Source organism: Paenibacillus sp. FSL L8-0470 (assembly GCF_038008625.1).
Taxonomy (GTDB): domain Bacteria; phylum Bacillota; class Bacilli; order Paenibacillales; family Paenibacillaceae; genus Paenibacillus_AQ.
In genome coordinates, this window is record NZ_JBBOZM010000001.1 from 6339096 (window position 1) to 6352356 (window position 13261).

General features: G+C 51.0%; 9 protein-coding genes. All 9 read right to left on the reverse strand.

Features of this window, described 5'->3' with window-relative positions; translation table 11 throughout:
- Positions 1–144: 144 nt before the first annotated feature.
- Positions 145–1158, reverse strand: a complete 1014-nt coding sequence (locus NST99_RS28810) for an endo-1,4-beta-xylanase (RefSeq protein WP_341096300.1) — start codon at positions 1156–1158, stop codon at positions 145–147.
- Between the two features lie 114 nt (positions 1159–1272).
- A complete protein-coding gene (locus NST99_RS28815; RefSeq protein ID WP_341096302.1) occupies positions 1273–2811 on the reverse strand; it encodes a glycoside hydrolase family 43 protein in 1539 nt (512 codons plus the stop codon).
- A 42-nt stretch (positions 2812–2853) separates the two neighbouring features.
- The gene (locus tag NST99_RS28820; RefSeq protein ID WP_445744997.1) at positions 2854–3813 is read right to left on the reverse strand and encodes a carbohydrate ABC transporter permease; all 960 of its coding nucleotides are present in this window, start codon (positions 3811–3813) and stop codon (positions 2854–2856) included.
- 2 nt (positions 3814–3815) lie between these two features.
- Complete coding sequence (locus NST99_RS28825) at positions 3816–4787, reverse strand: ABC transporter permease (RefSeq protein ID WP_341096307.1); 972 nt, start codon at positions 4785–4787, stop codon at positions 3816–3818.
- A gap of 74 nt (positions 4788–4861) precedes the next feature.
- Entirely contained in the window at positions 4862–6562 is a 1701-nt protein-coding gene (locus NST99_RS28830) for a sugar ABC transporter substrate-binding protein (protein ID WP_341096309.1), read from the reverse strand.
- Positions 6563–6676: 114 nt separating this feature from the next.
- Positions 6677–8215, reverse strand: coding sequence for a response regulator transcription factor (locus NST99_RS28835; RefSeq protein WP_341096311.1), 1539 nt, complete (start codon positions 8213–8215; stop codon positions 6677–6679).
- The gene (locus NST99_RS28840; RefSeq protein WP_341096313.1) at positions 8212–10038 is read right to left on the reverse strand and encodes a cache domain-containing sensor histidine kinase; all 1827 of its coding nucleotides are present in this window, start codon (positions 10036–10038) and stop codon (positions 8212–8214) included. Before NST99_RS28840 ends, NST99_RS28835 begins: the two co-directional genes overlap by 4 nt.
- A gap of 20 nt (positions 10039–10058) precedes the next feature.
- Positions 10059–11600, reverse strand: a complete 1542-nt coding sequence (locus NST99_RS28845) for a response regulator (RefSeq protein WP_341096315.1) — start codon at positions 11598–11600, stop codon at positions 10059–10061.
- Between the two features lie 253 nt (positions 11601–11853).
- Positions 11854–13260, reverse strand: a complete 1407-nt coding sequence (locus NST99_RS28850; RefSeq protein WP_341096316.1) for an ADP-ribosylglycohydrolase family protein — start codon at positions 13258–13260, stop codon at positions 11854–11856.
- Between the last annotated feature and the right edge of the window lies 1 nt (position 13261).

The window sequence follows — 13261 nt, forward strand, 5'->3', positions numbered from 1 at the left end:
CCGCACTTGAAGAGTATTGCAAAATTGAATACAGCAGTGCAGCAGCCCTAAAACGTCCAAACGGGGGAAATGCCTTAGTTGAATTCTGCACCGAAACTCCCAGCCGTAATCATGGTTTCGTCTGCCTTCTCACGCGCTCCGTTCTCAGCTGTTCCGAACAGCAAGCCGGTTATAAGCAGGCTTCGGAGCATGCTGCTCGTCAAACAGAAACGGCCAATTCTTCCGCCCGCGGACCGGGAAATCATCCAGCCAGGTATAATCGTCCGCCGCTCCCCAGAAGGTCACCGAGGTAATTACCTCACCGTATTCCTTCAGCAGCCGGAACATCACCTCATAACGCTCTGCCTGCAGTTCAAGCAGCTCTGCGGGAGGCGATTTCAGGTCCGTCCGTTTGTCGTCAAAGCGGAAGAGTGACATATCCAGCTCCGTTAGTTGTAGCTGTAGCCCCAGCGAAGCGTATTTCTCGATCGCTGCGCGGACATCATCCAGCGCCGGATCATATAAATTCCAGTGCGCCTGCAGACCGACACCATGCACCGGCACATCCTGCTCCAGCAGCGACTTCAGCAGAGCATAGATTTTATCACGTTTATGCGGATGCGATTCATTGTAGTCGTTATAGAACAGCAGAGCCTTAGGGTCCGCTTCATGGGCAAACTGAAACGCCTTGGAAATAAACTCCGGCCCGGCAATATCGAGCCACTTGGACGGGCGGAGCAGCGCTTTCCCTTCATCGGCAATCACTTCGTTGACTACGTCCCAGGCGTAAATATCATTTCTGTAACGTCCGACAACCATATCCATATGTGACTTCATCCGGGCCAGCAGCGTCTCCTTGTTTACCGGACTCCCTGCCTTGTCCTGGAACAGCCAGTCGGTCGTCTGATTATGCCAGACCAGGGTATGGCCGCGCATCGCCAGCTGATGCTTCCGGGCAAAGGCAACCAGCTTGTCCGCCTCACTGAAATCATACACATCCTCTGCCGGATGCAAGCTCTCAAATTTCATTTCATTCTCAGCGGTAATGCTATTGAAATGATAGGCAAGCAAATGTTCCTGCGACACTATCGTCCGCGGATTCACCGCCGCTCCAATCTTGAAATCGTCCGCGAACACCGTCTTCAGCGCAGGCTCGGTAAAGCTGTTAATGCCCCTCATGAGTTGCCCTCCTAAAAGTTTTGTGAGCGTTACTTCACTGGATTCACATCGTACAAAACTTACTTCGGAAGCATACGCCTAAGTTTTGTTAGCATAGACTCAAGTTTTGTGAGCCTATAATGAGCGGTAATCAAACCAGTCGAAGTAAGCCGTCGCTTCCGCTGTTTTGCCATGGCCTGTAGCGTACAGGCCGATTACGACACCAGTAAAGCCGTTGCCTTCTACCGCTTGCGGCGACAAGGCATAGGCAGCTCCCGAAGCCAGCTTGATCCATTTCTCACCGTCCAAGGAATAGAGAAGATAATATCCGGCAGTATCGGCTGCAATTTTCAGGTAGGCTTTGCCGGTTGGGGCAGGAACCTCCGCCGCAAGCTGTGTATGTCCTTTCACCGTCAAATAGGCGGATATCACTCTTTGGCCGTCTTTTTGTGCCAGGCCAATTTCATAATGCGCCTGCTCATTCATACGGGCGCATAGACCGGCTTCTTCACCGTCCACCCCGCTATCCAGCTCCAGCAGGGTGCTCCATTCCGCAGCCACATGCTGCTGCCTTCTGCCGGCGAATGCCACCTGGCCGATCTCGTTCAGACTACACGGCTGTCCGCGAAGCGCCAGCCAGCCCGGACGTGCCTGCAAAGACCAGCTGCCCTCTGCCGGATTGCGCAGAAAGGTCAGTGCATACGGCAGTATGCTGTCTGCAAATTCATGCCGGCCATTATACTCGGCAGGCTGCGGCGAACCTTTTGACGGACGCGCCACGTTCATCTCCAGCTCAACTGTTCCTTCATTATTATCAATCATCGGCCAGCCGTCTTCATTCCAGTGCACCGGTGCAAGATACGTCTCCCGTCCGAGCACTCCATAGCCGTGTTCTCCAAGCCTCACACCCAGAAAGACAGCCCACCAGTTCCCGTCCGGCCCCTCAATCAGATCGGCATGGCCCAAATACTGAATCGGGTGATCAATCCCTCTGTGTGTCAGAATGGGCTGCGGCAGCCGCTCGAACGGCCCGTACGGGGAACTGCTGCGCCCGATAATCTCACGGTGTTCCTTGGCCGTCCCGCCTGAGGCAGCCATAATATAATACAATCCGTTTATCTTGTATAAATGCGGACCTTCCGTCCAAGGCCCGCCGTCGCCGGTCCAGATCACAACCGGTTCGGTCAACGCCTCTCCGGTAGTAATATTAATCTCATATTGGATGACATGGGAATCATAATTAGCTCCCTGCTGAGTGGTCACATAAACTTTGCCATCCTCGTCAAACATCAGGGAAGGGTCGATCCCCCCGAACGGGATACTGACCGGATCTGACCAGGGCCCCGCAGGATCGGTTGCTGAAACGTAAAAGTTGCCTCTTCCCCGCACATCCGTTGTAATCATGTAGAAGGTTCCTTCATGATAGCGGATCGTCGGTGCATAAATGCCGTCGGAGCTGCCGCAGCCGCGGATATCCAGCTGGCTGATCCGGTCCAGCACATGGCCGATCTGTTGCCAGTGAATCAGATCCCGGCTGTGAAAAATCGGCACTCCCGGAAAATATTCAAAGGAGCTGCACACCAGATAATAATCTTCTCCAGCCCGGGTTATGCTCGGATCGGGATAGAAACCCGGAAGAACCGGATTCGTGTATTGTGTTGAAGAAGGGTTCATATTCCTGCAGACAACCTTTCTGTATCGTTAATTACGGCTGCGTTATTCCTTCACACTGCCCACATTTAGACCAACCACGAAATATTTCTGCATGAACGGATAGACGAGCAAGATAGGTACCGAAGCCACTACGGTAATAGCTGCCCGGATCGACAGCGGGGTCACCAATGCTCTGGCCGATTCCTGATCCATCCCTACCCCGGCGGAAACGTTCGGATTGCTGTTGGAATTCATCGTTGAAGACAGCAGCTTCATCAGCTCATATTGCAGGGTACTAAGATTCTGTCTGGAGGAGGTATAGATAAAGGCATCAAACCAGGAGTTCCACGCGCCGACAGCCACAAACAGGGCAATGGTAGCAAGTACCGGTTTGCACAAAGGGAAAACAACCTTCATGAAAATTCTGAAATCCCCTGCACCATCGATTCTCGCCGACTCCAGCAGACTTTCCGGAATCGTGCCGATGTACGTACGGATGACGATCATATTAAATGCGCTGATCATAGACGGGAGAATATATACCCAAAAGCTGTTCAGCAGGTGCAGATCCTTGATCAGGAAATACCCTGGAATCAAACCGGCACTGAAATACATGGTGAGTACAAAGATCACAGTGATCGGTTTACGGAATACATATTCCTTCCGGCTTAATGTGTAGGCAAGCATGGTCGTCAGGAAAATGTTTAGAATCGTTGAAATTACTGTGCGCGCCACTGATATCAGAAATGCGTCATAAATCGTCCCCGAGGCAAAGATCGCCTTGTAGTTCTGAACAGTCCAGACTCTCGGCCATAAGTAAATGCCCCCGCGGATCGTATCATTGCCCGCGTTAAACGAAACAGCAATGGTATTGAGGAACGGATATAATGTCACAAGCACCAGGGAGATCATAAAGACCGTATTGAACGAAGTGAATAGAACCGGTTCAAGCCTGCCGGTGCCTAAGCTCTTTTTCATCGTGAAGCCTGCTTTTTGCTGAGGGCTAATTTGTCGGTTATCCATGGTTATAACAGCCTCTCTTCCCCAAGCCGCTTAGAAATTCCGTTAGCCATAAGCAGCAATGTTACGCTGACGACGGTTTTGAAAATCCCGCCAGCAGTCGCGAGTGAATAATTCCCTTGGGCAAGCCCGTATTTAAGCACGAATATATCTATCGTTTCCGCCCAGTCCACAACAAGCCCGTTGCCGAGCAGGTACTGAACCTCAAAGCCCGCTTCCAGGACATGCCCTATGGACATAATCATCAGAATTACGATCGTTGCTTTAATACCAGGCAAAGTTACAAACATCATTTTCTTGTAGCGGTTCGCGCCGTCAATTTCGGCGGCTTCATAAAGTGCTGGATCAATGGAAGCAATGGCCGCGAGATAAATAATCGTATTCCAGCCGACTTCCTTCCATACATGCGAGGCACCTACTATTCCCCAGAAATACTTGCCTTCACTGAGCCATAGAATCGGTTCTTTAATCAGATGCAGCTTCATCAGAACGATGTTGACAATCCCGTCATTGATGGACAGCGAGGTGGCCACAATCCCGGTAACAATAATCCAGGACAAAAAGTGCGGCAGATAGGAAATTGTCTGCACGGTTCTTTTCCAGAACACCTTCTTGATTTCATTCAGCAGCAGCGCGAGTACGATGGCCGTAACAAAACCAAGCACAAGATTGATAATCCCCATCGCCAATGTATTGCGCAGCACCCGGAGGAAGTTATCATCGGTAAACAGAAACTTGAATTGCTTCAATCCTACCCATTCCTGTTCGCTGAAGGACTTGGCCGGCTTGTAATTCTGGAAAGCCATTGTCCAGCCCCAAACGGGGACATAGGCAAAAAGAATAATATAGAGCATTAGAGGTACAGACATCCATATGAGCTGATTCTGGCTTTTGATCAACGACCAGGTGACGGGCCGCTTCTTCTTCTTTTTGTTGGGATGCCGGACGACGGTATCTATTTCTAGGGTCTCATCCATAGTTGTTGTCTCCCCACTCCATTATTTTAATTTAGCAGGTGGAAGGCCGGAGCCGGCCCCCCACCTTTGCTTCGTTATTTACTCCAGTTATCAATTCTCCATTTTATCTGCTCATTGATCTTGTCTTCATAAGCCTTTACATTGGCCTTCTTAACCTCTCCGACATAATCGCCCCAGACGGAATCAAATTCAGCCGGGCTGGCAAGGATGGCTTTAGGCAGGAACTTTGTCGACAATTCATTTAGCTTGGTGCTGGCAATTTTGGCATCTGAGCCTTCCACCAAATCGATGGACCAGGCCGGGTAATAGACAGGGTTAGCAGGGGGTTCGCTGAAGAAATCGACATAGCTGTTAAAGCCATAAGCATCCAGGAACTCCTTGTCAAAAGGTTTTAAGCCGGCTTGATATTCTTCAGGCTGCTCGGATACGCCGGTGGCATTGCCGTCGTTGAAGCTGCCCTCGATTTTAGGCATCCAGCTGTACAGCGATTTGGCCTTGTTGGCAAGCTGCCATGTCGCATCTGTAGCTTTATCGCGCTGCTCCTGCGTTCTCATGAAGCGGCCTTTCTCGTTCACGATGTAATCCTCGCCTTCAATCCCCCAGGCAAACGTCTTCTGCCAGTCTTCACTGATCAGTGTATCCAGCAGTTTGATAATCTTCACCGGATCTTTAGCGTTGATGCTGATCCCGAAGCCGTTGTTCAGGTTCAAAGCCGCTCTATCGCGATAGTAGTCTTTAGTAGCCGTGTCGTATACAAGCGGAAGACCTACGTAAGTACGCTCGATTTTATTCTGCGTGGTCAGCGATTCTTCGGCGGAGCCAAAGTTCCAGTGCTGGTCAAACATCCCCAGAACCGTACCGCTGGATAGCTTCGCCATATACTGGTCGTAGTTCTGAACAAAGGTCTCTTTGTCGATCAGGCCCTTCTGGTTGACTTCGTTCAGTTTCTGGTAGTATTGCTTGGCATAATCTTTGTCTGCAAAAATTTCGGCCACACCGTCATTTACAACTACACCGCCATCGTTCGGATGGCCGATCAGATGCTGCGGCGCATTGAACAGCCCCCAGTTTCTCCAGTCAGAGTTAAGAATTTCGAACCCGATGGTCGGGCTTCCGTCAATCTTTGGATATTTCTCCTTATATTTTTCAATCAGATCGAAATATTCATCAAGCGTCTTGACCTTTGGATAACCGAACTCCTTGAGAATTGCCTTTTGAATCCAGAAGGCAGGCCCCGAGTAATAGGCACTATTGACCTTACCGTTGTACACCCCGTAATTTGGCAGGATATAAATATGTCCGTCATTCGGGTCTTTCATCATGTTCCAGTAATCAGCGTAATGCGCTTTCAAATTCGGTGCGTATTGTTCAATCAAATCTTCAAGCGGAATGTAGGCGCCTGCAGCCGTCAGCTTCGTATTGCCCGTCATCATATCCGGGTAATCCTGGCCGGCAATCATAACACCCAGCTTCTGGTTGATGTCGCCCGCCAAAAATTCAAAATTAAAGCTGGCACCCGTTTCTTCTTTGATTTTCTTGTAAATCTTATTGTCCGGTGTCGGCTGCTGTCCGGCTTCGCCGAGGAAGATGCTGATGTTGAACGGCTCGGCTTTGTCGCCCGTAGTTGCAGCCGCCGTAGTTTGTGCTCCACCGGTCTCTTCCGCTTTAGCGTTGTTCTTGGTGTTGTTGTTCCCGCCGCATCCGGCGAGGGTAAAGCTCAGGGATAACAGCATAATCAGGGAAAACTTAAACGTTGTTTTAGACTTGCCCCCCATAAAGCACCTCCATAATTTTTTGACGCTGCATCTTGTAAGCACTTACATTCATAAATTATAGAGGTGATAATACCTGTAAAATACGACTGAATTAAAGGTGTATCCCCAAAAAGTTTAGAACTTTGCATTCCGGTATTCATTCGGACCCATATGCATTTTCTTCTCAAATTGCTTCAGAAACTGTCCATAATTGGCATAGCCCACCTGCTCGGCAATTTCTGAAAGCTTTAATTTATGCTCACGCAGCAGCAGCGAAGCCTCCGCAATCCGCAGGTTATGAAGCTGCTCATTGAAGTTAATTCCGTTCTTCTTCATTAGCAGCTGTCCCAGATAAACCGGGTGCAGGAAAAAGACTTCTGCCAGCTTCTGAATGCTCAGGCTTTCACGGTAATGCTGCTGCATATACTGATTGATCTCCCGCACAATCCCGTGCGAGCACTTGTCCTGCTCCTGCAGAAGCAGTTCAATACTGCTCTCGCCGAAGACCCGCAGGTGGTCCATTAGCCCGCTCAAACTCATCATGGAATGCTGAATTTCAGGAAGCTTATAGGCCTTGGCCGCATTCTCCCCGTGTTCTCCGCCCGCTTCAGGGGTCAGCTCCTGTATGCGGTACATAATATGAATTGCAAACTTCTTCACTACCTCCGGGGCGACCCGCTTCTCCCGAAAGCCGCGGGCTGCCGCTTCAACTGCCTGGCGGTAACCGGCAATATCCAAGGTATTGACCGGGCTGAGCAAGGCATCGATTAGCCGGATAGGATCATAGTGATAGCTGAATGTCTGTTCACGGATCTCCCGATAGGCCAACAATCCGGGATTCTCCGGCTGGTAGAAGTAATGCATAAGCGCTTCTTTGGCCGTCCGGTAGCAGTTCGCTATATAGCATAAGGATTCTTCACAGTATCCACCTGCAATAAATAAGGGCTGGCCGGGGTACGCCTCACGCAAGGCAAGCGTCAGCTCATGAATGCCGTCGCCCTCCACGGCATGCGGGGAACTCCCGTACACAATGCCGAAGCTTCCCGCCTCCAGATCAATCAAATACATGGCAGCTTTCCCGGTCAGTAGGGATGCCGCCTTTTCTCTTACCTCCGCGTACATTTCCGGCGTACTTTGAATCAGGCACAGGTTCCAGTAGCTGATACCCTCCGACAGCCTGGCATACAGCGCAGTATAGGTCTTGTCCACCGGATTTTCATTCAGCAGTTCCTTAATAAGAGTACTGCTCTCCTCCGACGCCGCGATCAGATTCATCATCCGGCTGCGGGTCTCCTGCTTCAGCTCCTGATGTATTTCCCGCAATTCCTCCGCCGCCTCTTCCGGAAATACCGGTTTGAGCAGATAATGGTTAATGCCATACCGGATAGCTGTCTGGGCATATTCGAACTCGCTGTAGCCGCTCAATATGGCAAATTTAATCTCTCTTTGGCCCTCCCGCTGCCAGGCGGCAATCATCTCCAGCCCGTTCAGCAGCGGCATATTCACATCCGTAATGACCAGATCCGGCTCTAGCTCTTTCATCTGCTGCAGCCCTTCCCTGCCATTGCTGCTGGTTCCGCACACCTCGAACCCCAGCTCCTGCCAATCAATCCACAGCAGCATACCCTCCAGGGCACTCGGCTCATCATCAATCAACAGCACTTTATACTTCATAAGTTCCCCTCATTTCCCGGCGGACTAATTTGTTCAAGCAGCTTAAGCGGGATACCGAAGGAAACTATAGTCCCCTGGTCCGGCGCACTGACAATCTCAAAGCGGACCTGATCCGCATAATTCAGCTCCAGTCTGCGGTACACGTTGCGGAGTCCGATGTTCGCTCCAGAGGAGTCCTCCGTGGAGATCGCGGACAGCAGCTCTTTCAGCTTCGCGGCTTCCATCCCTTTGCCGTTATCCGAAACCGTGATCTGCAGGCGGTTATCCTGAACTGCAGCTTTCACTTTAATAATGCCAAGCCCCTCTATGGTCTGCAGGCCGTGCTTGCAGGAATTCTCCACAAGCGGCTGCATGCTCAGCTTGGGAATCTTGTACCGCAGCGCCTGCTCATCAATGTCAAACTGATAGTCAAATTTATCCCTGAACCTGAACTTTTCAATCTTCAGATACATTTCAATAAACAACATCTCCTCCTGCACCGACACCACATCCTCCTTCCAGCTGAGCAGCCTGCGCAGCAGCTTCGACAGGCTCTTCACAATATCTGTCACATCGGAGTAGTTGTTTTTGGTGCAGACCACAAGAATTGCATTTAAGGTGTTGAACAGAAAATGCGGGTTCATCTGGCTTTGCAGGAAATTGAGCTCCGCCCTGACCCGCTCCATCTCCAGATTCTTGCTCTGAATCTCCAGCTTATACACATCATTAATCAACGAATTGATCCTGGAGGTCATCCGGTTGAAATTATGGATCAGGCCGCCGATCTCATCCCGGCCCTCGTCGATGCGGATCAGCTCAAACTTTTCGTTCGATACCTTCTGCATATGTCTGGACAGCCGTTTTACGCGGTAATTATAGGATCTTAACATCACGTAGATAAAGCAGGAGGTCAGTAAGGTGACTGTAGTGGCCAGAACTGCCGCATACAGCTGCATATCCAGAATGGCCTGGGTAAGCCGCTCTCCCTGGGTAATTCCAATGATTCTCCAGCCCTTGAGGTAATTGGCTGTACCCACAGCCACAACATGAAGGTCCTCCTGCTGGCCGTCATCCAGCTGTTTGAACAGCGGATACGGCTCATTTGTCACCCGCTGGTAACCGCCGTCCGCTGACATGACGATCTGATTCTGCTCATTGACCAGGTATAGGCTAAGATAGTCCTTTTCCCTGACAATGATGTCGTAAATTTCACTTAGATCCAGATCAATCCGCAGCAGCTTATCAAATTTATTCAGTGAGCTGTAATTGTCCATCTGCTCAACTACGCTAAGTGTGGGAATGGAGGAGGTACTGAGCTCATTCTCGCTAGTCCTGTAAGCGGTGACAATAACCCGGTTGCCCGATGCTTTCGCCTGCTTGTACCATTCGCTCTTCCAGACCTTCTGGTTCATGATCTGATAGTTGCCGCCGGACACAATCGATGTATTATTGGTGAACACACTGATCCGCTCGATCTGATTATTCACCGGCATATAGCTGTTGAGCCGGTCCCGCAGCTGCTCATCATAGGTACTGTAAAAGTCAATCGAGTCCTTATACGTCCGGTCCAGCATTTCATACAGACTCTTATCCGCAGACAGCGTGTAGCTGACAGCTACACCACCTTCGATAAAATCATGAACGTCCTTTCGCGCCCGCTCCAAAGAAATCTCCAGGTTCTGCTGCTCCCTTGATTTGATCAAATCCGAGATCCGGTCCAGAAAGACCAGATTGATCACCATAATCGGCAACAGCACACCCACGATGTAAATGAGGATGAACTTATAATTCAGCGGAATGTCGTTGACGATATTTCCGAATCTTTTTACTTTTTTGGTTTCCACGCCTCATGCACCCGGCTTTCTTAGAGCTGCTTATTCTTTTTGGCATTTTTATAGACCGAGGGCACAACACCCACGATCAGCTTGAATTTGTCGATAAAATAATCCGTATTGGAGAACCCCACTTGAAGGGCAATATCAGATATTTTCAGCTGCGTCCGCTTAAGAAGTCCTTTCGCGGCTTCAATCCGTTTCTCATTCAAATACTCGCTGAAGCTGCGGCCGGTCTCTTTACGGAACAGCTGTCCCAAATAAGCGGAATTCATGTGGAAATGCCTCGCCAGCTCCTGAAGCTGCAGCTTGTTGCGGAATTCAAGATCGACATACTGGATAACGTTAAAAATCGTATTCCCTTCATTGGCGCTGTGCAGCTCTGCCAGATAGACAGCTGTCTGCCTGCATAGTCCATCCGCATATTTGCCCAGCATAAAATAATCGCCGAGACTGCCGAGTTCTCCATATTCCTTCTGAAGCTCGTTCATAAGGATAGCCGGGTCCCCGTTCATCTCCGCCAGCAGCCGGCATAACGTCATCTCCAGGTGAGCCACCTGAGCCTGCACCGCTTCAACAGTCAGCAGCTGTTCTGCAAAAGAAGCGAACAGTTCCCTGATGCCGGGTTCAATTCCAGCCGTATCGTTAGCCTTTACCTTCTCCAGCAGCCTCTCCAGACTGTCATTCTGAAGCTCCGTCCCTGCACTCATTCTCTTGAGGTCACTATAAAAAAAGACTCCGCCCTTCTCCCGGTGGTACTTCAGCTTCCATACTTCAAGCGTCTGCGAATAAATTTCCCGCATGGACTCTATCCCGGTCATTCTGTCACTGATCATAATGGCTGCCGGCTCAAGCAGCTGTTCCGCAAGTGCTTTCTGGAGCCGTCTGGCATTCTCCGCCAGACTATCGCAGCTGATCGAAGCCGACTGAATCATCATGCCCGACCTGCCCGCCGCATCCTGAAAGAAACAAGTGGATTCCCAGGGGAAATAATCGTTTAGGCGCTGGTCGATATCGACGGCGGTATAAGGCGGGGCGATAAGAATGCATACCAGCTCCGTATCCGGCTGCAGGTTCAGCAGATTGACCGCCATCATCCGCAGCTCTTCACTATGCTCACCCTGAATCAGGCGAGTGATCAGATTATTTACGATAAATGCCCGCTTTTTCTGACGATCCACATTGGAAGCGATTTCATTTTGGATGATCGTTTGCATCTTGCCCAGCAAGGACTCGATTTCTTCGTCGTCAATCGGCTTCAGCAGGTATTGATCCACCCGTTGACGGAGCGCGGTCCGGGCATACTGGAAATCATCATAACCGCTTAGAATGACAAACTTTGGCGGCATGGCCATACTTACATTCAGCTTGGCAATCAATTCGAGACCATTGAATACAGGCATATTGATATCCGTTAATACTAAATCCGGTTTCTGCTCCTGGATAAGCCTGAGCGCATCCGGGCCGTTCAAGGCTTCCCCGCATATCTCAAAACCGAACTTCTTCCAATTCACCATCGTTCTCAGACCTTCAAGAACCCACGGTTCATCGTCAACAAGCATGACTTTCAGCATGAGTCTCGCTCCTTCATATCCTTTTTTTTATAGACAGATACGATAGCAAAATTACTATAGATCATGCTAACACAGATAGACCGAGTTATGGAATAGGCTCTGGGCATATATACTGTATCCAATAGAACTTCCCATTTCAGTAAATTTTGGGAATTTCCCAAGATGCTCCCCCGCAGGAGCCGCAAATCCTTCGGAACAAAAAGGGATGTTCCCGGCCTTCTTTTCAAGGCTGTGGAACATCCCTATGTTTCACTCAAACTTGCTGTTCTTGTGTCTCAAGCTCCTTGCGGATCTTCAGAAATACCTGATAACTCCGCTCGGCGCATTCCGAAATGGCTATCGGATGGAAGCCGGGCAGATCGGCGTATAGTGTGTCATTCAGCGGCGTTGTCCAGCTCGCCGGCAGCTCCTTCGCGCCAAGCTTCGCTCCCATAATCGAGCCTACTGTGGCGCCGTTGCAATCCGTATCCATCCCGCCGTACACAGAGGTGACTACGGCCTTCTCGAAATCATTGCCGCCATAGACAAGTGAGGCGGCGACCAGCGCAGCATTATTATTGGTGTGCACCGGATCATAATGACTGAATTGATCCCAGACTTTGCTCACCAGCTCACGTTCGCTTTTGGCCTTCCGGCCAATATCGATTCCGCGTTTCACATCGCTGGCCAGACGGCTTGTGCTTGGGATCTCGCTGAGCCCGATCTCCAGGATGCGCTCGTTATCCTGCTCGGCGAAGGCGGCGGATATCATCGCGGCATTCAGCATCTCGCCGTAGATTCCGTTCTTCACATGCGAGAACGAAGCGTCCCGCCAGCCCAGCTCCGCCGCGAGCTCCGGATACCCGGCCGCCCCGTAGGCCAAACCGTCCGCGCGTATTGCGGCGCCGATCCATTCGCGGTACGGATTGAGAAACATGCGCACACGTTCCTGCCGCTGGGGCCAATCCGCCGGCTTTTCTCCATGCATATGGGAAGTTTCCCGGGCAAAATTCATATAGGCCTGGGTCTCTGCTGTGCAGACCTGGCTATACGTCAGGTTTCCATGCCATAGCTTGCCGACATCCCATGAATCCCAGTCCAAGCCTTTCTGCTCCAGCAGCATCAGACCGAGGACCGTATAGCGGATATCGTCGTCACTCTCCATGTACCGGATAGTCTCCCGGGTGCTGGTAAAGGACCAGCCGCTTAAGCCCAGACCGTATTCCTTCTCCGCCCGTGAATGCTCCGGGGTATAGCCGGTAATCGGCCACGCGTCTGCACCCTGGAACCACAGCTCAATATTCTGCCAGCCCGGCCGGCCGTCTTTGCCATACAGGTAATCCCAATATTCCAGCGGCTTGCCCAGTGCACAGCCGACACTTCTGCCCAGCCAAGCCCCGTAGAACTTGTCCCTCCACTCCGCAGGACTCCACCGGGCGTCAAGCTTCCGCGGTCCATCCGGGCGCAGGCTGCGGATTTCCGCAAGACCCGACGGCTCCCGGTACGGGAAATCCTCAGCTACCTTGAGCTCCATCAGCTCGCGGTATACCTCCATAAGCTTCATTTCATCGCTTCCGGCGGCGGCAAGCTTCTCGGTCAGACTGCCGGCCTGGCAGCCTTCTTCCATCCGCTGCAGCAGTTCCAGCCGGACCGTCTCCTGAAGCTGTTCCCATCCAGCCATC